At 65.9% G+C, this 26,982-nt stretch carries 33 protein-coding genes and 1 pseudogene; 5 read left to right on the top strand and 29 right to left on the bottom strand.

Annotated elements, in window-relative coordinates; all coding sequences use genetic code 11:
* Positions 1-3: 3 nt before the first annotated feature.
* The 5 genes from MMF98_RS05595 (at position 4) to MMF98_RS05575 (ending at position 4,308) form a co-directional block, all read left to right on the top strand.
* Complete coding sequence (locus tag MMF98_RS05595; RefSeq protein WP_243305152.1) at positions 4-816, top strand: SDR family oxidoreductase; 813 nt, start codon at positions 4-6, stop codon at positions 814-816.
* Positions 813-1,382, top strand: coding sequence for a class I SAM-dependent methyltransferase (locus MMF98_RS05590; protein ID WP_243305150.1), 570 nt, complete (start codon positions 813-815; stop codon positions 1,380-1,382). Before MMF98_RS05595 ends, MMF98_RS05590 begins: the two co-directional genes overlap by 4 nt.
* A 34-nt stretch (positions 1,383-1,416) precedes the next feature.
* Entirely contained in the window at positions 1,417-2,301 is an 885-nt protein-coding gene (gene dapA, locus MMF98_RS05585) for a 4-hydroxy-tetrahydrodipicolinate synthase (protein WP_243305148.1), read from the top strand.
* Between the two features lie 67 nt (positions 2,302-2,368).
* A complete protein-coding gene (bamC, locus tag MMF98_RS05580) occupies positions 2,369-3,415 on the top strand; it encodes an outer membrane protein assembly factor BamC (protein ID WP_279343622.1) in 1,047 nt (348 codons plus the stop codon).
* Between the two features lie 116 nt (positions 3,416-3,531).
* Entirely contained in the window at positions 3,532-4,308 is a 777-nt protein-coding gene (locus MMF98_RS05575) for an MBL fold metallo-hydrolase (RefSeq protein ID WP_243305145.1), read from the top strand.
* A gap of 282 nt (positions 4,309-4,590) precedes the next feature.
* Here the strand turns inward: MMF98_RS05575 and MMF98_RS05570 are convergent, their stop codons facing one another.
* From MMF98_RS05570 to MMF98_RS05430, 29 genes and pseudogenes are all read right to left on the bottom strand, one after another.
* The gene (locus MMF98_RS05570; RefSeq protein ID WP_243305143.1) at positions 4,591-5,280 is read right to left on the bottom strand and encodes a CDP-alcohol phosphatidyltransferase family protein; all 690 of its coding nucleotides are present in this window, start codon (positions 5,278-5,280) and stop codon (positions 4,591-4,593) included.
* Positions 5,281-5,303: 23 nt separating this feature from the next.
* Entirely contained in the window at positions 5,304-6,062 is a 759-nt protein-coding gene (locus MMF98_RS05565; protein WP_243305142.1) for a 2OG-Fe(II) oxygenase, read from the bottom strand.
* Positions 6,059-6,385, bottom strand: a complete 327-nt coding sequence (locus MMF98_RS05560; RefSeq protein WP_243305141.1) for an Ada metal-binding domain-containing protein — start codon at positions 6,383-6,385, stop codon at positions 6,059-6,061. Before MMF98_RS05560 ends, MMF98_RS05565 begins: the two co-directional genes overlap by 4 nt.
* Positions 6,385-7,092 (bottom strand): 2OG-Fe(II) oxygenase, encoded by a 708-nt coding sequence (locus MMF98_RS05555; RefSeq protein ID WP_243305139.1) that lies wholly within the window; start codon positions 7,090-7,092, stop codon positions 6,385-6,387. Before MMF98_RS05555 ends, MMF98_RS05560 begins: the two co-directional genes overlap by 1 nt.
* Positions 7,093-7,104: 12 nt before the next feature.
* Positions 7,105-8,169: a bifunctional DNA-binding transcriptional regulator/O6-methylguanine-DNA methyltransferase Ada gene (gene ada, locus MMF98_RS05550; RefSeq protein WP_243305137.1), complete on the bottom strand. Its 1,065-nt coding sequence runs from the start codon at positions 8,167-8,169 to the stop codon at positions 7,105-7,107.
* An 83-nt stretch (positions 8,170-8,252) separates the two neighbouring features.
* A complete protein-coding gene (locus tag MMF98_RS05545; RefSeq protein WP_243307313.1) occupies positions 8,253-8,900 on the bottom strand; it encodes a DNA-3-methyladenine glycosylase family protein in 648 nt (215 codons plus the stop codon).
* Entirely contained in the window at positions 8,900-9,451 is a 552-nt protein-coding gene (locus MMF98_RS05540) for a methylated-DNA--[protein]-cysteine S-methyltransferase (protein WP_243305135.1), read from the bottom strand. Before MMF98_RS05540 ends, MMF98_RS05545 begins: the two co-directional genes overlap by 1 nt.
* Positions 9,452-9,489: 38 nt before the next feature.
* Positions 9,490-9,681: a hypothetical protein gene (locus MMF98_RS05535; RefSeq protein ID WP_243305133.1), complete on the bottom strand. Its 192-nt coding sequence runs from the start codon at positions 9,679-9,681 to the stop codon at positions 9,490-9,492.
* A gap of 80 nt (positions 9,682-9,761) precedes the next feature.
* Positions 9,762-10,412 (bottom strand): DNA oxidative demethylase AlkB, encoded by a 651-nt coding sequence (alkB, locus tag MMF98_RS05530; protein WP_243305131.1) that lies wholly within the window; start codon positions 10,410-10,412, stop codon positions 9,762-9,764.
* Between the two features lie 2 nt (positions 10,413-10,414).
* The gene (locus MMF98_RS05525; protein WP_243307311.1) at positions 10,415-11,107 is read right to left on the bottom strand and encodes a 2OG-Fe(II) oxygenase; all 693 of its coding nucleotides are present in this window, start codon (positions 11,105-11,107) and stop codon (positions 10,415-10,417) included.
* Between the two features lie 26 nt (positions 11,108-11,133).
* The gene (locus tag MMF98_RS05520) at positions 11,134-11,712 is read right to left on the bottom strand and encodes a methylated-DNA--[protein]-cysteine S-methyltransferase (RefSeq protein WP_243305129.1); all 579 of its coding nucleotides are present in this window, start codon (positions 11,710-11,712) and stop codon (positions 11,134-11,136) included.
* A gap of 92 nt (positions 11,713-11,804) precedes the next feature.
* Positions 11,805-12,377, bottom strand: coding sequence for a hypothetical protein (locus tag MMF98_RS05515; protein ID WP_243305128.1), 573 nt, complete (start codon positions 12,375-12,377; stop codon positions 11,805-11,807).
* Positions 12,378-12,448: 71 nt separating this feature from the next.
* Positions 12,449-13,318, bottom strand: coding sequence for an alpha/beta fold hydrolase (locus tag MMF98_RS05510; protein WP_243305126.1), 870 nt, complete (start codon positions 13,316-13,318; stop codon positions 12,449-12,451).
* A gap of 51 nt (positions 13,319-13,369) precedes the next feature.
* A complete protein-coding gene (locus MMF98_RS05505) occupies positions 13,370-13,843 on the bottom strand; it encodes an FAD synthase family protein (RefSeq protein WP_243305124.1) in 474 nt (157 codons plus the stop codon).
* 221 nt (positions 13,844-14,064) lie between these two features.
* Positions 14,065-14,538, bottom strand: a complete 474-nt coding sequence (locus MMF98_RS05500; RefSeq protein ID WP_243305123.1) for an ester cyclase — start codon at positions 14,536-14,538, stop codon at positions 14,065-14,067.
* A 116-nt stretch (positions 14,539-14,654) separates the two neighbouring features.
* Entirely contained in the window at positions 14,655-14,897 is a 243-nt protein-coding gene (locus MMF98_RS05495; protein ID WP_243305120.1) for a DUF2274 domain-containing protein, read from the bottom strand.
* On the bottom strand, positions 14,894-16,165 hold the full coding sequence (locus tag MMF98_RS05490) for a TraB/TrbI/VirB10 family type IV secretion system protein (RefSeq protein WP_243305119.1): 1,272 nt from the start codon (positions 16,163-16,165) through the stop codon (positions 14,894-14,896). The genes MMF98_RS05495 and MMF98_RS05490 overlap by 4 nt, the downstream gene beginning before the upstream one ends.
* A gap of 2 nt (positions 16,166-16,167) precedes the next feature.
* On the bottom strand, positions 16,168-17,169 hold the full coding sequence (trbG, locus tag MMF98_RS05485) for a P-type conjugative transfer protein TrbG (RefSeq protein ID WP_243305117.1): 1,002 nt from the start codon (positions 17,167-17,169) through the stop codon (positions 16,168-16,170).
* Positions 17,166-17,870, bottom strand: a complete 705-nt coding sequence (trbF, locus tag MMF98_RS05480; protein WP_243305115.1) for a conjugal transfer protein TrbF — start codon at positions 17,868-17,870, stop codon at positions 17,166-17,168. Before trbF ends, trbG begins: the two co-directional genes overlap by 4 nt.
* A gap of 18 nt (positions 17,871-17,888) precedes the next feature.
* Entirely contained in the window at positions 17,889-19,223 is a 1,335-nt protein-coding gene (gene trbL / locus MMF98_RS05475) for a P-type conjugative transfer protein TrbL (protein ID WP_243305113.1), read from the bottom strand.
* Positions 19,220-19,549, bottom strand: a complete 330-nt coding sequence (locus tag MMF98_RS05470) for an EexN family lipoprotein (RefSeq protein ID WP_243305111.1) — start codon at positions 19,547-19,549, stop codon at positions 19,220-19,222. The genes trbL and MMF98_RS05470 overlap by 4 nt, the downstream gene beginning before the upstream one ends.
* A gap of 11 nt (positions 19,550-19,560) precedes the next feature.
* Positions 19,561-20,289 carry a P-type conjugative transfer protein TrbJ gene (trbJ, locus tag MMF98_RS05465; protein WP_243305109.1) on the bottom strand — a complete coding sequence of 243 codons (729 nt, stop codon included), beginning with the start codon at positions 20,287-20,289 and terminating at the stop codon, positions 19,561-19,563.
* The gene (trbE, locus tag MMF98_RS05460; protein ID WP_243305107.1) at positions 20,286-22,736 is read right to left on the bottom strand and encodes a conjugal transfer protein TrbE; all 2,451 of its coding nucleotides are present in this window, start codon (positions 22,734-22,736) and stop codon (positions 20,286-20,288) included. The genes trbJ and trbE overlap by 4 nt, the downstream gene beginning before the upstream one ends.
* Positions 22,737-22,748: 12 nt before the next feature.
* On the bottom strand, positions 22,749-23,033 hold the full coding sequence (locus MMF98_RS05455) for a VirB3 family type IV secretion system protein (RefSeq protein WP_243305105.1): 285 nt from the start codon (positions 23,031-23,033) through the stop codon (positions 22,749-22,751).
* Entirely contained in the window at positions 23,030-23,422 is a 393-nt protein-coding gene (locus MMF98_RS05450; protein WP_243305102.1) for a TrbC/VirB2 family type IV secretion system protein, read from the bottom strand. The genes MMF98_RS05455 and MMF98_RS05450 overlap by 4 nt, the downstream gene beginning before the upstream one ends.
* The gene (trbB, locus tag MMF98_RS05445) at positions 23,419-24,453 is read right to left on the bottom strand and encodes a P-type conjugative transfer ATPase TrbB (RefSeq protein WP_243305100.1); all 1,035 of its coding nucleotides are present in this window, start codon (positions 24,451-24,453) and stop codon (positions 23,419-23,421) included. The genes MMF98_RS05450 and trbB overlap by 4 nt, the downstream gene beginning before the upstream one ends.
* Positions 24,450-24,905 carry a CopG family transcriptional regulator gene (locus tag MMF98_RS05440; RefSeq protein ID WP_243305097.1) on the bottom strand — a complete coding sequence of 152 codons (456 nt, stop codon included), beginning with the start codon at positions 24,903-24,905 and terminating at the stop codon, positions 24,450-24,452. The genes trbB and MMF98_RS05440 overlap by 4 nt, the downstream gene beginning before the upstream one ends.
* A pseudogene (locus MMF98_RS05435) lies at positions 24,902-26,011 on the bottom strand (type IV secretory system conjugative DNA transfer family protein); the annotation flags it as partial. The pseudogene MMF98_RS05435 and the gene MMF98_RS05440, both read right to left, overlap by 4 nt.
* 164 nt (positions 26,012-26,175) lie before the next feature.
* On the bottom strand, positions 26,176-26,925 hold the full coding sequence (locus tag MMF98_RS05430; RefSeq protein WP_243305095.1) for a gamma-glutamylcyclotransferase: 750 nt from the start codon (positions 26,923-26,925) through the stop codon (positions 26,176-26,178).
* Positions 26,926-26,982: the final 57 nt, after the last annotated feature.

The following is a 26,982-nucleotide window of genomic DNA, read 5'->3' as shown; positions in this document are numbered from 1 at the left end:
GCTATGAAAACCATAGTGATCACCGGTGCGTCGGATGGCATCGGCGCCGAGATGGCGCGGCAACTGGCGCGCACGCACGGGGCCGGCGCGGCCCTGGTGCTGGCGGCCCGCAACGAGGAGGCGCTGCAGGCCGTGGCCGCGCAATGCCGCGAGCTGGGCGCGCAGGTGCTGGTGGTGAAGACCGACGTCTCGGTCGAGGCCCAATGCCGCGCCCTGATCGCGGCCGCCATGCAGGCCTTCGGCCGGCTCGATGCGCTCATCAACAACGCGGGCGTGTCGGCCCAGGCGCTGTTCTCGGACGTGCGGGCCGAGGACCTGGCCTGGTACGAGAACCTGATGCGCGTCAACCTGTGGGGCAGCGTCTGGTGCACCCACGCGGCGCTCGCCCACCTGAAGGCCACGCGCGGCCAGATCGTCGCCGTGTCTTCGCTGGCCGGCCTGATGGGCGTCCCGGGGCGCACCGCCTACAGCGCCACCAAGTTCGCCATGACCGGCTTCTTCGAGGCGCTGCGCGCCGAACTCAGGGGCGCGGGCGTGAGTGTCACCACGGCCTACCCCGGCGTGGTGGCCACCCAGATCCGCTACCGCGGCTACAACGCCCAGGGCGTGGCCGCCGGTGCCAGCGGGCTCAAGGAGGACGACGCCATGAGCACCGAGGAATGCGCGCGCCTGATCCTCGAGGGCATGGAGCGGCGCCAGCGCGAGGTGGTGATGACGGCCAGGGGCCGGCTCGGCCGCTTCATGAAGCTCGTGGCGCCCGGCCTGGTGGAGAAGATGGCGCTGGCCGCGCTCAAGGACGAGGTCAAGCCGCATTGAGCACGCAGTCTCCCGCCCCGCCGCCGGCGCACGGCAGCGAAGCCCCCTCCGCCTGGGTCCGGCGCTGGTCGCACCTCGTGCCCGCGCACGGCACGGTGCTCGACGTGGCCTGCGGCCTGGGCCGCCACATGCGCTGGTTTGCGCAGCACGGCCACCCGGTGGTCGGCGTCGACCGTTCGCCGCAGGCCATCGAGGCCGTGGCGCCGCTCGGCCAGGCCCTGCTGGTCGACATCGAAGGCGGGCCCTGGCCCCTGGCCGGCCGCCGCTTCGAGGGCGTGGTCGTCACGAACTACCTCTGGCGGCCGCTGCTGCCGGTCATCGCCGCCAGCGTCGCGCCGGGCGGCGTGCTGCTCTATGAAACCTTCGCAGCCGGCAACGAAACCGTGGGCAAGCCCGCGCGCCCGGATTTCCTGCTGCGCCCCGGCGAACTGCTGCAGGCCTGCCAGGGCCTGCGCGTGGTGGCCTACGAAGACGGTTTCCTGGAAGCGCCCGCGCGCTTCGTGCAGCGCATCGCCGCCGTGCGCGAAGGCCCCGCCGGGGAACCGCCGGCGCGACACCGGCTCTGAGTAAAATGCTCGTTTACCGTTCAAAACTGCGGACATGACACCCATTACCGGCAGCATCGTGGCGCTCGTGACCCCGATGCTTGATGACGGCAGCGTGGACTACCCCACCCTGCGCAAGCTGATCGACTGGCATATCGCCGAAGGCACCGACTGCATTGGCGTGGTCGGCACCACAGGCGAATCGCCCACGGTCAACGTGGAAGAACATTGCGAGATCATCCGCGTCTCGGTCGAGCAGGCCAAGGGCCGGGTGCCCATCATGGCCGGCTGCGGCGCCAATTCGACGGCCGAGGCGATCGAGCTCGCGCGCTTCGCCAAGAGCGTCGGCGCCGACTGCCAGCTGCAGGTCGTGCCCTACTACAACAAGCCCACGCAGGAAGGCCAGTACCAGCACTTCAAGGCGATCGCCGAAGCCACCGGCGACCTGCCGATCGTGCTGTACAACGTGCCGGGCCGCACCGTGGCCGATATGGCGCACGACACCGTGCTGCGCCTGGCCCAGGTGCACGGCATCGTCGGCATCAAGGAAGCCACGGGCAACATCGAGCGCGCGCAGTGGCTGATCCGCGACGTGCCCCAGGGCTTCGCCGTCTATTCGGGCGACGACCCGACGGCCGTGGCCCTGATGCTGTGCGGCGGCCAGGGCAACATCAGCGTGACGGCCAACATCGCGCCGCGCGCCATGCATGAACTGTGCGTGGCGGCGCTGGCCGGCGACGCCCGGCGCGCCATGGAGATCCAGTTCAGGCTGATGCCCGTGCACAAGCACCTGTTCGTGGAAGCCAACCCGATCCCGCTCAAGTGGGCCATGGCCCGCATGAGCCTGTGCGGCGGCACCATGCGCCTGCCGATGACGCCGCTGGCCCAGGCCAACGAAGCCGTGGTTGAAGGCGCCCTGCGCGCCAGCGGCCTGATCTGACAGTACCGACCCTTCCGAGGAACACGACGTGAATCATTTTGCAAGAGCCGGGCTGCTTGGCCTCTCGATGGCGCTGGCCGCCTGCACCATCATGGACGGCGACAAGATCGACTACAAGAGCGCCGGCAAGGCGCCCTCGCTCGAGATCCCGCCCGACCTGTCCCAGCTCTCGCGCGATACGCGTTATGCGATCCCCGGCGGCGCCGTCACGGCCACCAGCATGCAGGTCGGCAGGGCGGTCGATCCGTCCACGGCCACCGCGGCCACCGCCATCGGCGACGTGCGCATCGAGCGCGACGGCAACCAGCGCTGGCTGGTGGTCAACCGCTCGGCCGACCAGCTCTGGGGCCCGGTGCGCGACTTCTGGCAGGAAAACGGCTTCCTGCTGACGCTGGACCAGCAGAACCTCGGCATCATGGAAACCGACTGGGCCGAGAACCGCGCCAAGCTGCCGCAGGACTTCATCCGCAACACCATCGGCAAGGTGTTCGATTCGCTCTACTCCACTGGCGAGCGCGACAAGTTCCGCACCCGGCTCGAGCGCACGCCCTCGGGCGGCACCGAGGTCTACATCAGCCATCGCGGCATGGTCGAGGTCTACACCTCCGAGAACTCGCAGAAGACCGACACCCGCTGGCAGCCGCGCCCGACCGACCCGGAACTCGAGGCCGAATTCCTGCGCCGCCTGATGGTCAAGCTCGGCGTCTCGCAGGAGCAGTCGAAGGCCCTGGTGGCCGGCGGTGCCGTCAAGGCCAGCGCACGCGTGGCGACGCTCAACAACCAGCCCGTGGTGCAGCTCGACGAGGACTTCGACCGCGCCTGGCGCCGCGTCGGCCTGACGCTCGACCGCACCGGTTTCACCGTGGAAGACCGCGACCGCAGCCAGGGCACCTACTTCGTGCGCTACGTCGATCCCACCACCGACAAGAAGGAACCCGGCTTCTTCAGCAAGCTGTTCAGCTCCTCGCCGACCACCCCGCCGCTGAAGTACCGCATCAAAGTGCAGAGCCAGGGCAACGCCTCCACCGTCGCCGTGCTCAATGCCACGGGCGCGCCCGAAACCTCGGCCAATGCCCAGCGCATCGTCCAGGTGATTGCCGACGACCTGAAGTGACCCCTCGAAGCGCCGGCGGCGGCGCCCCTGTAAAGGGGTGCCACCCGCGGCCCGGCAGCGCCGGCTCCGCGGTGTTCCGGGCCTTGCCCCCTGGCAGCGTGCCGTCGAAGGCCTGAATGCTGCGCTTCAGGAGCCTGGGCAGCGGCAGTTCGGGCAATGCCACGGTCGTCGAAGCGAGCAGCGGCCTGCAGACCACGCGCCTGCTGATCGACTGTGGCCTGGGGCTGAAACATCTCGACGCCCGGCTCGCGCGGGCCGGGCTGTCGGCCGGCGACATCGACGCCGTCTTCATCACCCACGAGCATGGCGACCACATCGGCTGTGCGCGCGCCTTCGCGCTGCGCGGCCGCCTGCCGGTCTGGATGAGTCACGGCACCCATGCGGCCCTCGGCCTGCCCGACTTCGACGGCCTGCTGCACGTGGCGCGCGACGCGACGCCGATCGATCTCGGCGCGCTGCAGCTCCACCCCTTCACCGTGCCGCACGATGCGCGCGAGCCGCTGCAGCTGTGCTGCTCGGACGGCGCAGCGCGGCTGGGCGTCCTGACCGACCTCGGCCATGCCACGGCCCATGTGCTGGAACAGCTGGCGGGATGCGATGCCCTGCTGCTCGAATGCAACCACGATCCGGACCTGCTGGCGGCCTCGGGCTACCCCGCGTTCCTGAAAAGGCGCGTGGGTGGCGCCTATGGGCACCTGGCCAACGCGGCCGCGGCCGCCGTGGCGCAGGCGGTTCATCATGCGGGGCTTCGGCAGGTGGTGGCGGCGCATCTGAGCGAGCAGAACAACCACCCCGAACTGGCGCGCGCTGCGCTGGCCGCGGCGCTGGGCTGCCAGCCGGCGGACATCGGCGTGGCCGACGCCGCGGCAGGCACCCCCTGGCTGACCGTCTGAAGCCCTGCCAGCGGCGGGCGAGCGCCCATGACAAAGCCCCCCACGCTCCGCCGCTGCGCGGCTCACAGCGGGGGGCTGCCTTTCATCTTGGGGCGGCCCGGCAATGAAAAATGTCCGCTGTCAAGTCCTTGACGGCGAAGCGTTGTAAGAAAAAAACTTAAACCCGGCAATGGGTTAGGCCAGTTCTGGGCATTTTCGCGCAGCCTGGGCAACGGGAGCTAGGGGCCGCATAGGTGCGTGGCGACGGCAAAGCAAAGAGCACTACGGCGGCTACTGGCAAACTTACCTTGAACCCGCCTTTGGCTGGCAGGCAGCGAACCTAAGGCGGTTTACGAGGGTCAGACCGGCCAATATTGCCAAGATTGGCATCAAGATGCCAGCCCAGTCGGGGAGTCCTCCCTGAGCAGCGACCCAGACATTGAGGGCGGCAAACGCGATTGCGCGGTCAGCCTTGCCCAACGGGCCCTCGCATCGACGGCCAGCGCCCAGCCAATCGCTGCACACCCCCGTGAGTTCGCCCGCGACCGCCAGCGCCAAGACCAGCGCCACCTGCGAAGCCGTGAACGGACTGACCAGTGCCAAGGGAGCGTAGAGCGCGATGTCAGAAGCAATGTCCCCCGCTTCATTGAGGAATCCACCAATTCTGCTCTTCTGTCCAAAACAGACGGCGAGTGTTCCATCCAACGATGCCAAGACCGTGCGCCCCACCAGCCACAGCGGCACAAGGGCGTGCAAGACCGGTCGCCCGGGATTGAGCGCCAAGCATGCGCCCAGCGCAACTGAAACCACGATCGACAGAACGGTGATCTGATTGGCTGTTACGCCTTGCTGTGCGAGCGCGCTTGCCAACGACATGAGCGCGCGTCGCAGCCAAGGCTTGAGCAACGACAGCGACGTGGCGGCCATCCACGCCATGCGTGGCTGAATTTCTCGCTCACTCATCATCGCCCCGGCCTGATGACAGGCGAACAAGTTCCCGCTGCAAACCCAGTGGCTCACCTAGCGTCGTGGAAGATGACGCCCAGTGTGTGCCGCTGGCCCGAGTGCAGCCGGCTGACCCCATGACGTAGGCTCGACCGATAGAAGCCTCGCGCGGAACGCACGGGCCGGTGGTTGACGGCCAGCACCACGGCATCGCCTTGGCGCAGCGGCACCACGTCCGCGCGGCCGGGCTGCTTCGGGTTGCTTTCCGTCAACAGCAGTTCGCCCCCCTGGAAGTCGCGCCCTGGCTCGTTGAGCAGGAAGATGACTTGGAACGGGAAGACGTGATCGCCGTACAAATCCTGGTGCAGGCAGCAATAGTCATTGGCCTGATAACGCAACAGGAGCGGCGTCGGCCGCTGCTGGCCGGCGGCATGGCAGACCGCCCGGAATTCGTCATGGGTCGCCGGGAAGCGCTCGTTGATCTTCATGGCGGTGTGCCAGCGGTTGGCGATGGGCGCCAGGTGCGGATACAGCGACTGGCGCAGTCGCCCGACCACATCGGGCAGCGGGTAGCTGAAATACTTGTACTCGCCCCGGCCGAAGGCGTAGCGCTCCATCACGATGCGGCTGCGAAAACGCTCCTCCTCGAAGAAGTAGCCCGCGATGGCGTTGCACTGCTGCGGCGTCAGCAGCGCGGGCAGCACGGCGAAGCCGTCGCGTCCCAGATCGTCCTCGACCGCACGCCAGTCCGCAGTGTCGATGCCGGATTCAAGTGCGCCGCTCGGTGCATGGATTTCCGCATCTGCGGACGCGGACAATAGTGCGCTCATGGGCGGGCCTCTTTTTTGGTTTTGATGGGCTGGGTCTTCTTCCATGCCGCGTACTCCTGCGGCATGCAGACGGCGCACGGCCGGTAACCGGCTGCGATGGCCGTCGCCTCGTTGGCGAAGAAAACGCGGTGCTTCACATAGCCGCCACGGGCAATCGCCTGTAGCGCTGCACGGCAATCCAGGCGGCCGTAGAGTTTGCCGCCCCGGTGGCCGCCGAACGTTCCAGGCGCAGCGCTCGCATACGGCTTGCCGTTCGTCCCGAGCAACGTGAATGCCTTGTTTTGAGTGAGCACGTGCAATCCTCCCCAGGTATCACGGTGCATTACGGCGCATCGTGGAACGACAGTTCCAGGCCGATGCGCTCTCCTTTGCGCACGCGACTGATGGCGTGCTTGAGATTGACGCGGTAGTGGCCCTTCGTGCCCTTGAACGGGCGTTCGGCCGTGGCGATGATGGCCAGATCGCCGAGCTGAAGCGGCAGCACCAGCGGACGCGACTGCATGCGCGGGCGCTGCTCCGTCATCACGAACTCGCCGCCTTGGAAATCCGTGCCCGGCTCGGACAACACCGCAACGACTTGCAGCGGAAACACCTGCTCGCCGTCACTGCGCTGGTGCAGCGGCACATGGTTGCCCATGACGAGCCGACTCAGATAAGACTGCCCGCGTGTTTGACCCGCCTTCTGGTTGCGCCGCTGGAATTCCTCCAGCGCGGTGGGATAGCGCGCAGCGATGCCCAGGGTTTCGTTCCAGCGATTGGCAATCACGGCCAGGTGCGCGTAGAGCGCCGTGCGCCACACATCCAGCGGCGCTGGCAGGCTCGCGCCGAAGGAGAGCAAGTCAGCGCCGCCCAGATCAGCCGAGTGCAGCGGCTCTCCCTTCGCATGTTTCTCCGTCCGCATGTGCTGCGCCAGTTTCCGGGCAACGTCAGCGCCCAGAAGACCGGGCAGTAAGGCGTAGCCTTCGGCATCGAGCTGTGCTCCGATGTTGGCCCAGTCCAGGTGGTCGATAGTGGTGTTGATCGCAGTCATGGCAGTTCCCCCTCAAGCCTGCGCTTCGCGGCGCAGCAGTTCGCGCTTGCGATCCACGCCCCAGCGATAGCCCGAAATATCGCCATCGCGCCGCACGACGCGGTGGCAGGGAATGGCGACGGCAATGTGGTTCGTGGCGCAGGCCTGGGCCACGGCGCGCACCGCCGTGGGCGAGCCGATGCGCGCGGCGATGTCCGCATAGCTCACCGTGGTGCCCGGCGGGATTTCGCGCAGCGCGCGCCAAACGCGCTCCTGGAAGGCCGTGCCCTGCACGTCCAGCGGCAGATGCAACCCCATCGAAGGCGCTTCGATGAAGCCCACCACCTGGGCGATCAACTGCTCGAACTCACCGTCGCAGCCGATGATCTCGGCCTTGGGGAATTGATCCTGCAGGTCGCGCACCAGCTTGTCAGGGTCATCGCCCAGCAAGATCGCGCAGATGCCGCGCTGGCTCTGCGCCACCAGAATGGCGCCCAGCGAACATTGACCCACCGCGAAGCGAATGACCGCGCCGGCGCCGCCGGCCCGGTAGTCGCGCGCACGCATGCCCAGCAACTGATCGGAGGCTTCGTAGAACCGGCTGTTGGAATTGAAGCCGCTGTCATAGATCGCGTTGGTGATCGACGCATCCGGGCTACTCAGTTCCTCGCGCAGCTTGCGGGCTCGGTAAGCCGAGCTGTACGCCTTGGGCGTCAAGCCGGTTTCGGCCTTGAAGAGGCGATGGAAGTGGAACGGGCTCACGCCCACTTCGACTGCCAGGTCGTCGAGCTGGGGCGGCGTCTCCGAGGTCTCGATCATGCGGCAGGCGCGCGCCACCAGCGCCGCGCGTTCCGCAGCGACACTGGTCTGGTCACCATGTGCGCGGCGGCTGCCACGGTAGCCCGCTGCTTCGGCGGCTTCGGCGGTATCGAAGAACTCCACGTTCTCGCGCTTGGGCAGTCGCGCCGACGAGCTGGGCTGGCAGTACACGCCGGTCGTGCGCACGGCGTAGACGAATTGGCCATCGGCGCCGGCATCGCGGGCCTGCACGGCCGCCCAGCGCTCGTCGTCGGTTTCGTAAGCAATGATCGTATTCATGGCAGAAATCCTGTTCTCGTCAATCACACCGTCAGAGTACGCAGGCCTTCCGTCGCAAGCACTCCGATTCTTGCTGTCAATCTCTATCGAGCGGGAAGGCGCCACAGATACCAGGCCGCCACCGTCCGAAACGGACTCCACGCCTCGCCGATCTCGCGCATCTGGCGCGGTGTGGGCGCCTTCTCCAGTCCCTTGAGGCGTCCATAGCCTTCCCGCACGCCGAAGTCGTCCACCGGCAGGATGTCGGAGCGTTCCAGCGAATAGATCAGAAACATCTCGACCGTCCAGCGCCCGACACCCCGCAAGGAGACCAGGCGCTCGATCAGGGCAGCATCGGGCAGGCCCAGTGCCTCTTTCAGGCTGGGCACAACGCCTTCGACCGTCGCCTGCGCGATGCCGCGGATGGTCGCCAGCTTGGTGGCAGAGAAGCCGCAGGCGCGCTGCGTCTCAGGGTCACTCGCCAGCAATTGTTCAGGTGTAGGAAAGGAAACACCCGGATAAAGCGCCAGCAGGCGGCCCAGGATCGCATCCCCCGCCTTGGCGTGCAGTTGCTGGTAGGCAATCGCACGCACCAAGGCTTCGTAGGGCTCTCGCGCAGGCTTGGCCTCATGGCGGCACGGGCCAATGGCGGCGATGTGGCGAGCCCAATCCTCGTCCAGCTCGGACAAGAACTTGGAAGCTCGCTGATAGGCGCGTGGAGAAATGTCGGCTGCAATGGTTGCGCTCAAGATCAAAACCCCAGCAACATGGCGGTCTGCGGCTCTTCCTCCTTGGGGGCGATAGCCTTCTCGTGCTCCAGCAACCAGCGCTTGCGATGCAAGCCCCAGGCATAGCCCTTGAGGCCGCCGTCGCTCGCAATGACACGATGGCACGGGACAATGACGCCTATCGGATTGGCGCCGTTGGCCGCCCCGATGGCGATGGCTGCACGCGGATCGTCAAAGCCCAGCTCCTTGGCGAGCTTGCCGTAGGTGGTGGTCGTGCCCGCTGGGATGCGGCGCAGCGCCGCCCAGACCCGGCGCTGCAGCTCCGAACCGGCGGTCGCCGTGCGCAGCACGTTCAGCGCCTCCAAGTCACCATCGAAGTAGCGGGCCAGGGCATCGGCAATCTCGGCCGGGGCCGGAGCCTGGGCCAGTTCCACCTCGCCATAGTGCTCGCGCAGGCCGCGATGCAGCCGCGCCTCGTGGTCGGCGAAATCGAGCGCACGCACCACGTGTTGCGCATCGGTGACGAGCAGCATCGCGCCCAGCGGCGAATCCAATTGGCTCAAAAACAGTTTCATGATGCACTCCTTGTTGAATCGATGAGGGCTTCGTTCAATCACCTCAGCCGCGTCACCCCGAACTCGCCAAACAGGTACGCTTCGCCACCTTCCATGTGCAGCTCGGTGTACCCGTCATCGTTGATGCGCCATTGCGCTTCGCCGGTATCGACCAGCGACTGGCAATAGGCTTCGACCTGGCTGCGCGCGTCGGACAACTCGCTCGGCGAGTCTGCGGTAATCGTGTTCATGGGAAACCTCGGCTACTGGGGTCACTCTAGGGATGTCGCCGCAAGAAAAAACTCCGTCTCTTGCGGTTGAATTCCGAAGGTCAGCCCGCCTTGCGGAAGGTGAAATTGATGCGCTGACTCCCGAGCAGCGCATGGGGCTCATCCTTGAGCGGCATCACGCCGTGGTAGCGCAGGCGGTCGGCACCGCCCCACACCACCACGTCGCCGTGCTGCAACGGCACCTTGACCGTGGGGTCGGTGCGCGCATGGCCACCGAACAGGAACGTCGCCGGCATGCCCAGCGACACCGAAACGATGGGCGCGTCGTAGTCGCGCTCGTTCTTGTCCTGGTGCAGCGACAGCCGCGCGCCCGGCGTGTAGCGGTTGACCAGGCAGGCATCGGGCTCGAAGCTGTCGAAGCCTGCCGCCTTCGCGGCCTCGCTCGCCAGCCGGGCGAACACCTCCGGCATGACTGGCCAGGGCTCCCCGGTATCAGGATCGACCGAGGTGTAGCGGTAGCCGCGTCGGTCGGTCGTCCATCCGAGCGCGCCGCAGTTCGTCAGCGCCACCGACATGGTGAAGCCGCCCGGCGTCACCATGTGCCGGAACGGCGACATGGCATCGATGATGTCGATGGCAGGCATCACTTCCTGCACGTAAGGCAGGGCGAAGCCCCTCAGCACCATCGCGGCAGGCCCCAGGCGCTGGCGCGATGGCCGCGTTGGAGCCTCGAAGAGTTCGAGCGTTTCCATGCTCACCTCGCGTCGTGAAAGATCAGGCCCACGGTGTGGCGCTGGCCGCTACGGATGCGGCTGACGCCGTGCCGCATAGCGACCTTGCGGGTGCCACGCCGACCCATAGCGGGCCGTTGGTTAACGGTGAACACCACCGCGTCGCCCTTGCGCAGCGGAACCACATCCGCGCGCTGGCCCTTGGGTGAAAACTCCGTCATGACGAACTCGCCGCCGGCGAAGTCCTGGCCAGGCTCCGACAACAGAATGGCGACCTGCAACGGGAAAACGTGATCGCCGTAGAGATCCTGATGCAAGCAGTTGTAGTCGCCTTCACCGTACTGGAGGATCAGTGGCGTGGGCCGCGTCTGGCCCGCCTCGTGGCATCGCCGCAGAAATGCCGCCAGCCCGTCGGGGTATTGCACGTCGATGCCCAATTGCAGATTCCAGCGATTGGCAATTGGCGCCAGCCAGGGATAGAGCGCGTGGCGCAGTTGTTCGAGCAACGGCGGCAACGGGTAAGCGAAGTATTTGTACTCGCCGCGCCCGAACCCGTGGCGGGCCATGACGATGCGCGTGCGGTAGCCTTCCTCTTGCGGATAGAGGGCAGCAAGGCCATCGCATTGCTCCGCCGTCAGAAGGCCGGGCAGCACGGCATTTCCATGCGCATCCAGCGACCGCCCGATGCCTATCCAGTCGTAGGCATGGGGCTTCATGATGCTGCTCTGATTCTCCGTGACTTTCACGCTGCCAGCTCCGCGGCTGCAGCCGCTTCATCGGTCAGCAGCGCACGCTTGCGATCCACACCCCAACGATAACCAGAGATCGAACCGTCACTGCGCACCACGCGATGGCATGGAATGGCGATGGCTAGCACGTTGGCCGCACAGGCACCGGCCACGGCACGGACGGCCTCGGGCACCCCGAGGTCGCGCGCCACGTCGCCATAGCTGCGGGTCTTGCCTGCCGGGATGCCGCACAGCGCATGCCAGACCTTTTGCTGAAAGAGCGTACCGCCGATGTCGAGATTCACGACACCCTCGGAACTGTCCTTGTCGATGAAGGCGACGACCTGGCTCAGTTCGCGTTCCAGCGCATCCTGGCCGTCCTGCAGTTCGATGGCTGGAAAAGCTGTCGCGAGCTGATCGCGCAGCGCCTGGACATCGTTCCCGAGGAGGATGGCACAAATGCCGCGCTGACTACGGCCGACGATCACCTTGCCCAGCACCGTCCGGCCAATGGCGAAGCGGACGGGGCCTTCCACCTGGCTGCCCGGGGCGCGAAAGTTGTACTTGAACGTGGAAACGGAACGGGTTGTCATGGCAGTGTTCCTCTGTAACTATGAAAGTGAAGTCAGTTTAGAAATTCGCTCTCTTCTTGAAACTCCGCAAATTGCGGTTGAATTTTTGTTGCTCACCAGCCGGGGTATCTGGCGACGAGCTGCAGCCACACATCGAGGCAACCCGTGTCACGCATGTAGTGCAGCGCCTCGGACGCTTTCCACGTACAAGGGACACGGCGCAGCCAGATCGAGTCGGGGCCTGAGCGGTACATCCAAACGATGGTGGTTGCCACCATCTGCTGCTCCGGCGACATGGCCCGAAAGTCGGCACGCCAGCGCGCCATCTCTTCCGGGTAGTGCTCACCGATGCGCTCGTTGTACGCAGCCGGGCAAATGCTCCGGTGGTGCTCGCCGTCATGCGTTCTTGCAAACAGCTTGAACAATCGAAGTTGCCGAAGGGCCTGTTGCAAGGTCTCGTTGAAGCACTCTGGGGAGCGCTCGAACGGCGTGTTGGCATCCGCCAGGGAATCCATCTGCGCAGCCTCTTCGATGTCCAGATCGAGAAGACTCAGCACCAGGTCTTCAAGCCGCATTTCATCGAGAAGCGACGTAGCCGCAGCCGGTGGGGGTATGCCCTGCTTTTCTGCCGCAATCCAAGCGAGCAGCGATTGCGCCACAGGGTCGGCGCAGGCGATTTCAGTCATCGTGTAAATCCATTGGGAAAAAGATGAAGCAAACAAGAACGCCGGCCGCAAGCGGCTGTCGTCTGTTCGATTCAGGAAGGAAGCGTTTCGCGCAGCATTGCCGCGACGAGTTCAGGCTTTTCCACGTAGCTGGCATGCCCGGCGCCCGCGATCAGTTCGAGCGGGACACCGCATTTGCGCGCCACCTCGTCGCACCAGGTGGGCGGTGTGACGACATCGAGCGAGCCGCAGGCCACGCGCACCGGCATCGCGGGCGGTAGATCGGAAACCAGATCGCCGCCGCAAAGCAATTCGACGGCCTGGCGGTAGCCGTGATCGTTCAGGCGCGACATATTCCAGCGCACCCATTGCCGCGCGAGTTCGCTCGCGTTCTCCGATAGCAGACGGCCCGAGCGTTGCGCGGCCATGCCAGCAATGCCCAACGTGGCCAAGGTGTTGAGCCTCTCGGTATGAACACGTTGGCGTGCCTCCGCACGCACAGGCGCACCGTATCCGCCGGTCGGATCGAGAAGAACCAGCCGCGTGATGCGCGCGACCAGCGGCGAACCCGCACGCGCGGCGAACGCTGCGGTGAGCGCGCCGAGCGAATGTCCGACCAGTACACAGGAGTCGATCTCCATCGCATCGAGCAAGGCGTGCAGCCGTTGCGCATAGTCCGCAGCGGTGGGCGCCTCGGGTATCAAGGGCGTCGATTCGCCATAGCCGGGCGCATCCCAGGCGATCAGGCGTACATGCGGCACCAGCAGCAATGCCGTGTCGAGCCACGACGCCGCGCCCGAGCCGATCCCATGCAGGCACACCACGACCGGCCCTGCGCCGCATTCACGCACGGAAACCACGTCGCCATTCACCGGCACGCTTCGCGTCGGAAAGCGCGCGTCGAGCCGCGCGACTTCGGACTGAGGCAAGCTCTGCATACCAACAGGAGATGTGATGATCATGATTTGATTCCAGAGGTACTTCGGAACGACGCTTGGCGGATACCGCTGCCATCAAAAGGCGAAAGCAGGTTCCATCGCGGAGGGGCGTTCGCGCACCCGGCGGGCGAGTTCATCGATGTTCTTCAGCGTGCGGCGCAGTGCGCTGCTCGACGTGATCTTTCCGTAGGGGAAGTACACGATCTCCACGCCCAATTCGCCGAAGGCACGTTCGAGTTGGAGGCCCTTTTCGGTGCCCTTCCAGTCGTCGCCCTTGAACATCACGTTGAAGCGAAGGTCTTTCCAGATCGCCACCTTGTCATTCGTGAACGCCGGATGAGCCTCGTCGACGTAGCGCACGTTGCGCACGATCTCCAGCCGCTCAGCCAACGGAACGACTGGCTTCACGCCCTTGTGCTGGATGAGTACATCGTCGGCCACGACGCCGGCAATGAGGAAATCGCAATGTTCCTTGGCTTGCTTCAGGAGATTGAGGTGCCCGACGTGAAAGAGGTCGTAGGCGCCAGGTGCATAACCGATGCGGATCATGGCAGTGGTCTCCAACAAGAGATTGAGGATCAGTGTTTGGAAATTTACTGCCGCGCTCTTTTCAGTACGTTCCGTTTCTTGCTCCGAAATTAAAAAATCACACCACTCAAAGACGAATCCACCAAATTGAAAAGGCCCGCAAAAATGCGGGCCTCTTATGCAGACCAGGGGTTTTATCTCACACCAGAAAGGCGTGAAATACCGCCCCTATTTCGGGAGCATCAAGCGTCGCCGTTCACAGAGGTGGACTTGATGAGACCGAGCTGGGTCAGTGCAGTCACGCCATCGTCCAGACCACGCTCTTCCACGATCTTGCCGTTGACCACCTTCAGCACCGTGGTGCCGGTGAAGTGCATCTTGCGGCCGGTCGCGGCGGGAAGGGCGTCGTAGCCGGGCAGGACATCATCCCAGGCTGCGCCGGTATGGGTGCCGCCACCTTCCCATTGGCCCACGACGTAGTCGCCCTCGGCGATCAGGTCAGCGGTGCCCCAGAAGTTCAGGTCGGGGAACGCTGCACGGAAGTTGGTCATGAAGTCGCGGATGTCCGCGCGGCCACGACGGGGCTCGTGCAGCGAATAGTGCAGCAGCATGTCGGGCGCGGCGATTTCGTCGATCACGGCCAGATTGGGAGTCTTGCCCCAGAACTCGGTGAACCAGCGGCCGACCACGGCCTTGTTGTCGTCTTCTTTGCTCATTTGAAAATCCTCACAAGTAGTTTCGGGACAGTCACCGAAACCGCTCGATGACTTGGACGCAAGAATAGGCATCGAGCCGCTGCCTGAAACTCCGATTCTTGCTGCGCAAATTCGATCTATGACTTGGTCGGAGAGATTGCCCTTTGCTCCTTTCGGCGGAAGCCTCGATCACCTGTCATGAACGCTTCCAGCATGTGCGGAATCAGCGTGACGGCATCCACTGCCTCGCCGTAGGTCTGTGCGTGCAGCGCGGCGTAGCGGTCAAGGTCAGCCTTGAGGCTGGCCGGGCACGAGAACGTGAGCTTCGCGCTCTCAGTCTTGGGCAGCGGCCCGAGTCGCAGCTTCTTGGTCGTGTTCATTGCATTCCGCCCCGTTGGAAGAACATCGGCTGGTACGGCCGCAGCACCAAATCGCGGTTGACGATGATCCGCACCGGCAGGCCCGGCCGCTCGGTCAGCGTCGGCTGGATGTTCATGTTGCGCCGGGTCATCTCCTGGCCCACGTGGTTCACGCTGTCCTGCGCGCTGTCACGCCCGGCGATCACGATACGGTTGCCGTTCTGCCGGTTCTCGGGCGCGGCCAGCTCGGCGCCCACGCCCAGCAGAGTCGTCAACGCCGCGCCGGCGAAGATGCGATCCCAATGCCAATCGACGCCATCCTCCAAACCGGCGTAGCCAGCCGGATCGGTGCCCGCGAGGTTGTCGAGCTTCAGCGAAGACGTGTCCGGCAGGATGATGCGGTTCCACACCACCTGCACGCGGCTTTGCCCATAGCTCACCTGGCTGTTGTACTTGCCCAGGATGCGCGAGCCCTGCGGGATCAGCAGGAACTTGCCCGTGGCGGTGTCGTACACCGGCTCCGTCACCGTGGCGATCACGTCGCCCGGCAGGTCAGACTTGATGCCCGTCACCAGCGCCCCGGCGATCACCGTTCCGGCCATGACCTGATACGGCGAGGACGGCATTTGCAGATTGCCGGAATTGCGGGTTTCCGTAGAGCCGCCTTTCAGGAAAGCCTCTTTCTGGTCTTGCCGGTTCTGCACAGCAGTGGGATCGGCGGGCTGGGCCGCCGTCGAGGCCGGGCCAGCGGCGAGCGGGTCGAAGCCCGCCAAAGCCGATGCCGAGCCGGCCGCCGCGACCTGCGCAGTGGCCGGCGCAGCGCTCTTGCCGGGCGTGCCCGAGCGGAAGAACACCGAGGAAGCTGCGGCTGCTTCGGCTTCCTTGCGCCGCGCATCCTCCGGGTCATGACCCGGTGGCGCATACGTCGGCGTCACCGGCTGCTGCGACTTCACGATGGCCGGGCCAAGATCGCCCGGCAGCGGTGGCCCCAGCTCGGGCACCTTCGCCGGCAGCTTGGAGTAGTCCGAAGGCAGGCCATCCAGCCCTTCCGACTTCGAGATGCGATCCACGTTGTACAGCTCGGTCTGCTCGCCCGCGCCACGCCGATGCGGCTGCAAAGACCAGATCGTGGCCCCGAGCACGGCGACCGACAGGCCACCCGTGAGGATGGCCAAGGTGCGCCGGTTCAGGCGCGTGACCGGGCGCGGTGGGGCGCGCAGCGCCACCGCCTCGGGCGCGACCTTGCCCGCCTGCGGTGCAAGGTCAGGGGAATCATCATCCTGGCTCATGGTCAGTTCCTCCGCACGCCATCCGTGCGCTCAATCCGCACCACGTCGCCCTTGTCGCCACCCAGGCGCAGTTCGGCCGCGCCGAACAGGCGATCCACGATGTAGTACGGCGAGCGGAAGCGGTAGTTCACCAATTGCCCATCGCCCTGCGCGCCGATCACGAACAGCGGCGGCAGCTCGCCCTGGGCGATGCCCGGCGGGAACTGGATGTAGACCTTCTCGCCATCGTCGAAAGCGCGTAGCGGCTTCCACGGCGGATTGCTGCCGCTGACCGCGTAGCGGAAACGGATCTTCTCCAGCGACAGGCCGACATCGACCGGCGCGGCGGCGCTGGCCGCCTGCGACTGGCGCTGCAAAGCCAGCATCTTGTCCTTGGGATATTCCCAGGACACCGACGCCATCCACGTCTTCTCGGTCGAGGTCAGCTCCAGCAGGTACGTCCTGCGGCTGGTGGTGATGACCAGATTGGTCTTCAGGCCGGAGCGGATCGGCTTGACCATCACATTGACCCGCAAGTCCGCGCCGGAACCGCTGGACGTGTCGCCCACGATCCAGCGCACCGTGTCACCGGCGGCGACCGTCACCAGCTCTTCACCAGGCTGGAGCGAAACTACCGTCACGCGCCCCACGGCCGCATAGACTTGGTACAGCGCGCCATCGGTGAAGGGCCAGACCTGAATGGCATTCACATAGCCCTCTCGCGTGGGCGCGATGCGCGCTTCCGCATTGGCGCGCGAGACGCGCAGCTTCTCGTCAGAGGGTTCCGGCGATGCCTTGGCATCCGCCGCGCCGGGCAACGGCTTCATCTGACCGGGAAGCGCGAGCGGCTCGGGCACGCCGACCACCTCCACCGGCTTCGGAGCTTCGGGCAGCGGCTGGGCCTGCACCGACTCATCCAGCGAGATGGACGGTGGCGGCTTGCCCTGCGTAGCGCAGCCTGCAAATAGGACGGTGGATGCCAGCAAGATCACCGGCAAGGCGGATTTACAGAAATGTGCATTCATGGTTTTGCTCCTTCATTCGCTTCCAGTGCGCGGCTCCACGACAGCCCGTTGACGTAGATGCCCAGGGGGTTCTTGCGCACGCGCTGCTCGGTGCGCGGCGTTTGCTGCACGATGGAAACCACGGCGTTCCAGCGTTCGGTGCGATCCAGCGCACCGTTGACGAAGCGCGTCTCCGTCCAGCGCACGTTGAAAGACGTGTCGCTGGCGCGGGTCACGCTGGTGATCTGCACCGTCACCGACTCCTTGCCGATGCGCGCGAACGGATCGTTCACGCGGGCGTACTCGTTGAGCACGACCGCGCCCTTGTCGGTCGTGTAGTCGTAGGCATCGAGCCAGTTCTGCCGCACCACGATCGGGTCGATGGACAGCGAGCGCACCAGGCCGATGAACCGCCCCAGGTGGTAAGCCACCTGCGCATCGCTGGGCCGGTACGGCGTGGCGGCTTCGCCGACGGCACGCACCTGGCCCGCGTTGTCCACCTCGATGACGTAGGGCGTCACGATGGATTGCGCCGAGCGCCAGACCAGCCCGCCCGCCATCAGCACAGCCAGCGTGAGGCAGCCAAAGGCCATGAAGCGCCAGTTCTTCGCCTGCACGCGGGCCGAGCCGATGCGCTCGTCCCAGACCTGGGCGGCGGATTGATACGGAGTAGCAGGCTGCGGCGTATCGGCGTAGCGCACCTGCGGTCGTTTGAATCGCATGGGAGTTCTCCTTGAAGATCAGGAATCGGAATCACGCAGGCTCGGGCCTTGGCTAGAACTGCCGCCGTCGCCGCCGCGCAGCGTGTGGGCAGCAGTCGTCGCGGCATGGGTGAGCTGCTGCCTGCGATGCAGGCGCTTGGCCCAGGCAGGCTGCTTGGCAGACGGAGCCGATCCGGCAGCGTCAGGGCCGGCGGGTGCTGCGCCGGAGCCCGGCGCGTCATCGGGCCGAAAGGCCGCCGCCACGCGCTCCTTCATCGAGCGCGCCCCATCGGCCATCTTCTGCCCAGCCGCCTGCGCGCCGGTCTTGGCAACATTGCCCACGCCGGCGGCGGCACCCTTGAGGCCGCCACCGGCCGAGGCGGAGCCCGCCTGATAGGCCGACCTGGCGCTGTTAGCAGTCGATGCCACCGAGCGAGCGGCGGCAGGTGCCATGCGCGCCCCAGCCGCCACGGCACTCCCTACGCCAGAGGCCGCGGCACCGACAGCAACGGCGGTTCCGGCTGCGCCAATGGCAGCACCGGCCATCGCGCCCGCGCCGAGCTGCGGCCCACCGGACACCAGCCCCGTCGCAATGCCCGGCCCGAAGATGCCCAGGGCCAGCAGGGACAGCGAGGCCAGCATGATGACCAGCGCCCGGTCGATCGAGGGCTCCGCGCCGGCCGGGATGTTGAACTCGGAGAACAGCCCCGAGCCGATGCCCACGATGACGGCCAACACCAGCACCTTGATGCCCGAGGACACCACGTTGCCCAAGACCTTCTCGGCCAGGAACGCCGTCTTGTTCCACAGGGCGAACGGCACCAGCACGAAGCCCGCCAGCGTGGTCAGCTTGAACTCGATCAGCGTGACGAAGAGCTGCACCGCCAACACGAAGAAGCTGACGATGACCACCAACCACGCGAAGAACAGCACGACGATGGGCGCGAGGTGGATGAACACCTCGGGGAAGCCCGCCATCTGCTTGATCTGCTCAAGAATGGGCGCCCCGGCGTCGATGCCCACCTTCGCGAGTCGCCCCGGCTGCAGGAAGTTGCCCATGCTCAGGCTGGAGCCGCTGGCCGTGAGGCCCAGGCCCGCGAAGGAGCGGAACACCACGCTGGCCAGCATGTTGAAGTTGCCGATGATGTAGGCGAAGGCGCCGACGTACAGCACCTTGCGGATCAGCTTGGCGATCACGTCCTCGCCCTGGCCGGTGGCATGGCCCATCGCCCAGAACAGCCCGGCGAGCGTCATGTCGATGACGATCAGCGTGGCTGTGAGGAACGCCACCTCGCCGTGCAGCAGACCGAATCCCGAGTCGATGTAGCGCGAGAACACATCGAGGAAATGGTCAATGACCGAAATGTCATTCATGGCGAGTCCTCCTGCCCAGGCAAGGCCGCGGCCACGGCCACCGCCTCGCTGTCCTCGGCGGGTTCATCGAAGCTGGGTGGAATCGGTGGCAGGTCGGCCAGCGTCCGGTATTCATCCGGCCCGGCTTTGCCGGAGAAAAAGCGGCGCAGGTCGGCCTGGGCCACCTGCGCGCACAACGCGCCGTCGAGCTGGCCCGCGCGGCATTGCTCCTTGAGCAAGCGCAGCCGCGACGGATCTGCTGAGAGCGCATCGACCGAAGGCACCTCCTGCTGGCCGCAACCGGCCAGCAGGAGCACAAAACCGCAGAGAACAGACGCGCGGGTCATGGCAGCACCCGTCAACGGCCGTAGAAATCGACGGACTGCGGTGTGTACGGCGTGCCTTCACCCAGGAAACGCCGGTTCACCTCGCGGCCACGCTCCACAGCGGCGGCCTGCCGCGCCAGCTCCAGCGAAGCGGCACGATCCTGGGTGATGCTCAGGCGCTGCGTCTGGATGGACTGCTTGGCCTGCAAGGCCAGCAACTGATTCATGGCCTGCATCGCTTGCAAGGCACCCACTGCCGATTGGCTCTTGCTCACGAGGTCGGCCAGCACGCCTTCGTCGTCGCTCAGGTTCTGCGACGCCTGGGCCTGCATCTGCATGGTGGTCTGCAGACCGGTGAGCGTGTTCTTCCAGCGTTCCTGCGCGTCGCGGTACATCTGATTGCCGCTGACGGTGGCGGCGTATTGCTCGGGATACAGGCGCTGGAACTCCCGATCCAGATTCGTCACGTCATAGGCCAGGCCCTTGGCCTGCGCGATCAGCCGCTGCGTGGTCGCCAGATTGGCGCGCAACTGGCCCACCACGCTGGACGGCAGGCTGGCGAGGTTGCGCGCCTGGTTGATGAGCATCTGCGCCTCGTTCTGGAGCTGCTTGATCTGGTTGTTGATCTGCTCCAGCGTGCGGATCGCGGTCAGCGTGTTCTGCACGAGGTTCGTGGGGTCGATCACGACCCATTGCGCCTGCACGGTGGAAACGGTGCAGAGCATGGCCGCGACGGCGGCTGCGATAAGACGCTTTTTCATGATGGGCTCTCCTGGGGGTTGGTGGACGGGAACGAGGACAGCAGATCGGCGGCCCAGTGCAGGCCGCGATGGCGCAGCCAGGTGGCTGCGAACGGGGTGGAAGCGGAAGGCGTGGAGGTGGTGGCGGCAGCGAGCACCACGTCGATGTCGCGCTGGTCTTGCGGCGTGGAAGCACCCGCAAAGGCCAAGGTCGCGGCGCCCAGGTCGAGGTCGAACAGGCGGTTGCCGAGACGGGATTGGTAGTAGTAGTCCCGTTTGGGCTGCGCGGTGGCGACGATTTCGATCTGCCGCTGGTTGAGGCCGAAGCCCTCGTAGATCGTGCGAATCTGCGGCTCGGTCGCCTGCGGATTCGGCAGGAAGATGCGGCTGGCGCAGCTCTCAATGATCGCGGGTGCAATGCTCGAATCCTTGATATCGGCCAGACTCTGCGTGGCGAAGATGACCGATACGTTCTTCTTGCGCAGCGTCTTGAGCCACTGGCGGATACGGGCCGCAAACACCGGGTCATCGAGGAACAGCCACGCCTCATCGAGGATCAGCAGCGTAGGCGCCCCATCGAAGCGTTCATCGAAGCGCGCAAAGAGGTAGTGCAGCACGGCCATGACGGCGGCCTTGCTGTGCATCAGCTCCTCCATCTCGAAGCACTGCACGGAGCCAGCGCCCAGCCGGTCGTGATCGGCGTCCAGCAGCTTGCCGTGGGCACCGCCCAGCACATAGGGCGCAAGCGCCTGCCGCAGCGCGTTCGATTGCAGCAGCACCGACAGCCCCGTCATCGTGCGCTGCTCCAGCGGAGCACCGGCCAGGCTTCCCAGCGCCGACCAGATGGCGGCCTTCTCTTCGGGGCCGACGGCCACCCCCTCATGTCGCAGTCGGCCTTCGATCCATTCGGCCGCCCAGGTGCGGTAGCCCTCGCGGTCGATGCGCGCGAGCGGCTGGAAGGCGATTTCGCCATCCGTGCCCAGGTCGTAGTGCTCGCCGCCCAGGCCCAGGATCGTGGCACGCATCGAGCGCCCCATGTCGAAAGCGAAGATGCGCGAGCCGCGGTAGCGGCGGAACTGCATCGCCAAGGTGGCGAGCAGCACCGACTTGCCCATGCCGGTCGGCCCCGCAACCAGCGTGTGGCCCACGTCGCCGATGTGCGTCACCAGCCGGAACGGCGTCGCGCCCTCGGTGCGCGTGACAATCAGCGGTGGCCCGTCGAGATGGTCATTGCGCTCCGGGCCGGCCCATACCGCCGACACCGGCATCAGGTGCGCCAGGTTCAGCGTCGAGACAATGGGCTGGCGCACGTTCGCGTAGGCGTGACCAGGAATGGACGACAGCCACGCATCCACGGCATTGAGCGTTTCGGGGATGGTCACGAACCCGCGCCCCTGGATGACGCGCTCCACCATGCGCAGCTTCTCGTCGGCCTTCGCCGGGTCGGCATCGAGCACCGTCACCGTGGTGGTGACATAGCCGAAGGCGACCTGATCGCTGCCCAGCTCCTGCAGGGCCGCATCAGCATCAGCCGATTTGTTGCTGGCGTCGGTATCCACCAGCGGGGATTCCTGCTGGAAGATGGTTTCGCGCAGCAGCGCGATGACGTTCTTGCGCTTGGCGAACCACTGGCGGCGCAGGCGGGACAGCTCCTTTTCCGCATCGGCTTTGTCCATGCAAAGGAACCGGGTTGACCAGCGATAGCCAAAACCGAGGCGGTTGAGGTCGTCCAGAATCCCCGGCCAGGTCGAGGTCGGGAAGCCCCGCACCGTCGCCACGCGCAGGTGCTGGTCGCCCAGCATCGGCGCCAGTCCACCGATCAGCGGCGCGTCGGCCAGCAGCGCGTCGAGGTGGAATGGCACCTCGGGCACGCTCACGCGGTAGCGCCGCGTGGAGATGGTCGAGTGCAGATAGGTCAGCGTCTGGCTGTCGTCCAGCCACGCGATCTCCGGCATCACGCCGTCGAGCAGGTCGAAAATCCGATCCGTCTCCGCGACGAAGGCAGTCAGGCGCTCGCGCCAGTCCACGCCCTCCGTGGGCCGGTTTTCGTAGAGCATCCCTGCTGCACGGGCGCGGGCTTCCTCCGGCGGCAGGTACACCAGCGTGAGGTGGTAGCCGCTCTCGAAGTGGTTGCCCGAGTCCTCGAAGGCGGCCCGGCGTTCCTCATCGACCAGCCAGGACAGCGGTTCCGGGAAATCCGAGCGCGGGTAGTCAGCCGCAGGCCGGCGCTCGGCTTCGATGAACAAGGCCCAACCCGAACCCAAGCGGCGCAGCGCGTTGTTCAGCCGCGCCGACGTGGCGATCAGCTCGCCTTGCGTCGCGCTGTCGAGGTCGGGGCCACGGAACCGCGCCGTGCGCTGGAAGGAGCCATCCTTGTTCAAGACGACGCCCGGCGCGACCAGCCCGGCCCAAGGTAGCCAATCGGCGAGCAGCGCGGGCCGCTGGCGGTATTCGGCAAGGTTCAGCATGGCGGCATCCCCCTACACGTCCAGCAGCGGCCGGTGCTTGATGTGACGGGCGAAGACCTGCATGAACTGCGGATCGACGCGCGCGCCCCAGACCGCCAGCGAATGGCCGACGATCCAGAGCACCACGCCAGGAATCCACATCTGCAAGCCCAGGCCCACGGCAGCGGCCAAGGTGCCGTTGGTGATGGCCACGGTGCGCGGAGCACCGCCCATCAAAATCGGCTCGGTCAGAGACCGATGCAGCGGAATCTCGAAACCAGGGGCGAAGCCCTGCGTTCCATCGTGTTGGCCGTTCATACAACGGCCCCACCGGAGAAGCTGAAGAACGACAGGAAGAACGAGGACGCGGCAAACGCGATCGACAGACCGAAGACGATCTGAATCAGCTTGCGGAACCCGCCGGAGGTATCGCCAAAGGCCAGCGCCAGGCCCGTGGCGATGATGATGATGACCGCGACGATCCGGGCCACCGGGCCCTGAATCGACTCCAGAATGGATTGCAGCGGCCCCTCCCAGGGCATCGAGGAACCGGCGGCCTGGGCCGTACCCGCGAGCAGCAGCATCAACGCAGCGAGCATCAGGCCCTGCAGGGCCGGGCGAGCCAGGCCATCCAGTCGCGCGGGGCTGGAGCGGCGAAGAAACGGATTTGCGGAAATACGGAAAGCAGGAACGATCATCTGCGTCATGGCAGTTCTCCAGAGTGGTCAGGGGACAGGGAGGAAAGGTCGGACTGCGACAGCAGCTCCGGGAATGGAGCCTCCAGCGCATCCGCCAGGTGGTAGCCCACGCCATCGAAGCCGACGACGCGGGCGATGCTCTCGATGCGGCGCTTGCGCCCGCGCCCGGCGATGTGGATGACCACGTTGACCGCTTCCGCGATCAGCGCACGGGGCGGGTTCACCGCCACTTCGAGAATCAGTTGCTCCAGGCGCAGCAGTGCGCCCAGTGCGGAGCCGGCGTGGATCGTGGCAATACCTCCCGGATGGCCGGTGCCCCAGACCTTGATGAGATCCAGTGCCTCGGCACCGCGCACTTCGCCAACGACGACGCGATCAGGCCGCAGGCGCATCGACGAGCGCACCAGCTCAGTCATGGACACCACGCCTGCGCGCGTGCGCAGCGGTACGTGGTCGCGGGCCGCGCATTGCAGCTCCACCGTGTCTTCGAGCACCAGCACGCGGTCGCCCGTGGCGGCGATCTCGGCGAGCAAGGCATTCGCCAAGGTCGTCTTGCCCGTGCTGGTGCCGCCAGCGATCAGGACGTTCTGGCGCTCACGCACGGCGCGCACCAGCAGGCCCGCCTGCGCGGCGGTCATCATCCCGTCCTCGATGTAGCGCGACAGTGGGATCACGCCAAAGGCACGCTTGCGCAAGGCGAAGGCCGGCCCCGGCGCAGCGGGCGGCAGGATGCCCTCGAAGCGCTCGCCGGTCTCCGGCAGCTCTGCCGTCAACAGCGGCTGGCCCCGATGGACTTCGGCGCCGACATGGGCGGCCACAAGGCGGATGATGCGTTCGCCGTCCGCTTCGGACAGCTCCACGCCCATCGGTGAGCGCCCCGATGAAAGCCGGTCGATCCACAAGGTGCGATCCGGGTTGAGCATGATTTCCACCACGTCCGGGTCTTCGAGCGCGGCGGCGATCAGCGGCCCCATCGCGGTGCGCAGCATCTGGATGCGGCGATCCAGGGAAACGGCGGTGAAGGAAGGAACGGCGCTCATACAGCACGCTCCTGTGCTTCGGCCGTGTCCGCCATCCGCATCGGGTCGGGATGCAGTTCCTCCACCACGTCTCGCACCAGGCTGCGCCCGCGCAGCAGGTGGCGGCCAAGCTGCTCGGTGAACTGCTCGAAGCGCGCCTTGCCCTGGGCACGCGCGGCCTCTTGATGGGCCTCGGGGACGGGTGTGCTGACCGTGAGGTAGTAGCGGATGAACAGCGCCAAGGTTTCGATGGCAATGTTCTGGTCGCGCTCCAGGCGCTCGGCATGGCGCGACAGGCGATCCAGCCGCTTGGCAATTGCCGCTTCGCGCTGGTCGCCAGCGTCTGGAGACAGCCAAGATGCCAAGGCGGCCGCGACGATGGACGATTTGGACACGCCTTTGGTGGCGGCCAGCTCGTCGAGCCGCTTGGCGTGCTCGGGCTGAATGAAGAGGTTCAAGCGGTGCTGGCTCATAGCGCGATTCCGTCGTTGGGGTCGAGGGAAGCCAGCCGGGCCGTGCGTTGCAGGGCCGGGTCAAGCTGGCGCGGAAGGGGAAGCGGCATGTCGTCGTCATCGAGCAGGCCGAGGTCGGCTGCAGGTGCAGACAGGTCGGGGTCGTAGGCGACGGTTTCAGAGAGTTCGGGCTGACGGCGTGGGCCGCCGTCGTCGGCAGTACCGATGCCATCGAAGGCTTCGGTGGCCGATGCCGCTGGAACGGCGGGAATCGCCAATCCGCTCCAGTCGTCGGCCCGCAAGGGCGGCACGTCGGCATAGCGCCCGGCAGCCAGTACAGGCGCCGGCAGCACGCGCCGCTTGAAATTGCTATCGGCGTAGTAGCGCAACTTCTTGGCCTTGATCGGCGCCACGCTGGAGACCATCACCACGGCTTCATCGGGTGGTAGCTGCATGACTTCGCCCGGCGTCAGCAGCGGGCGCGCGGTTTCCTGGCGCGACACCATCAGGTGCCCGAGCCACGGTGCGAGCCGGTGGCCCGCGTAGTTGCGCTGCGCACGCAGCTCGGTCGCGGTGCCGAGCGTTTCGGAGATCCGTTTGGCTGTGCGCTCGTCGTTGGTGGCGAAGGTCACGCGCACATGGCAGTTATCGAGGATGGAATGGTTCTGCCCATACGCCTTGTCGATCTGGTTGAGCGACTGCGCAATGAGGAAGCTGCGGATGCCGTAGCCCGCCATGAAGGCCAGCGCCGTCTCGAAGAAGTCCAGGCGCCCCAAGGCCGGGAACTCGTCGAGCATCAGCAGTAGCTTGTGGCGGCGCGCGATGCCGTCGCTGCCATCGAGCGATTCGGTCAGCCGCCGTCCGATCTGGTTGAGGATCAAGCGGATCAGCGGCTTCGTCCGTGAAATGTCCGAAGGCGGAACAACGAGGTACAGCGATACCGGATGCTCGGCAGCGATCAGGTCGGCGATGCGCCAATCGCAACGCGACGTGACTTCGGCCACTGTGGGGTCGCGGTACAGGCCGAGGAACGACATGGCCGTGGACAGCACGCCAGAGCGCTCGTTGTCGCTCTTGTTGAGCACTTCGCGCGCCGCTGAAGCCACCACCGGATGCGGCCCACCCCCGCTCACTGCACACACCTGCCATTCGGCAAGCGCAGCGCGCAGGCCCTCACCAAGGGCCGGAGGCGTCAGCGATGGAAGCCCGCATGGGGCGAGACTCGCGCAGCGAGGCTCGATGCGCAGCACGAGAGCGCGGCCGACCGATTCATCGGCCGGAGACGCCAAAACTAGGCCGCTGCGAGAAGACGATCATCCGCATGCGATGCCTTCACCAGCGAAGCCAGACGCTCCATCTTGGCGTCACGAATTCCGCTGGCGCGCAGGCCGTCGTAGGTTCTGAACAGATAGTCGGCAGCGCTTCCCAGACCACCGGATGCCGTGGCCAGCCGATGCACCACGATGTCCTCATCAAGGTCTCCCGCGTACTTGGGGCTGTCTGCATCGATGACGAAGGCGATGGCACAGCCGAAGGGTTGCCCGTCGGGGGTCTTCAACTCGACCCAACCAGGTGCGTAGCCGCCGCGACACACCATTTCGCGGCGCCACAGCAAGAGCAATTCGCTCTCGACATCTTCCTCCGCGATCCTGTACGCGGCTCCCTGGCAAGACCCACCCCGATCCAACGCCAGCATCAATCCGGGCCTGTCGGCCGTGGCGCGCAACGCGGTGATGGACATGCAAAACGACCGGTGCCAGCCGTCGATCCTGGCCACGCGCCGCTCCACGGATTTGATCGCCGAATTCCAGATCAGCGAGCCATAGCCGAACACCCACACATCGCCGTGCGGCCGATAGGCCAGGGTCTCCCGCAGCGAGGCCGCGCGATCGGCTTCGGTGAGCAGCTTCAGGTTCGGCGAGTCGATGGCGGCCAGCGCATCGATGTGGCCCCTCTCCAGAAGTTGCCGGGTCAGTACAGGCGATGAATTTCGACCTTCGTGGTTTGCCACCCTTGGCGACGAAAGGCTGCTGGCGCTCATGATTACCTCTTGAACATTTGTGGTCATGCGCGTGGGTTGTTATCCGCACTTGACGCC

The sequence above is a fragment of the Variovorax terrae genome, assembly GCF_022809125.1.
Classification (GTDB): Bacteria; Pseudomonadota; Gammaproteobacteria; order Burkholderiales; family Burkholderiaceae_C; genus Variovorax_A; species Variovorax_A terrae.
This window is presented reverse-complemented; position numbering and strand designations above follow the sequence as displayed.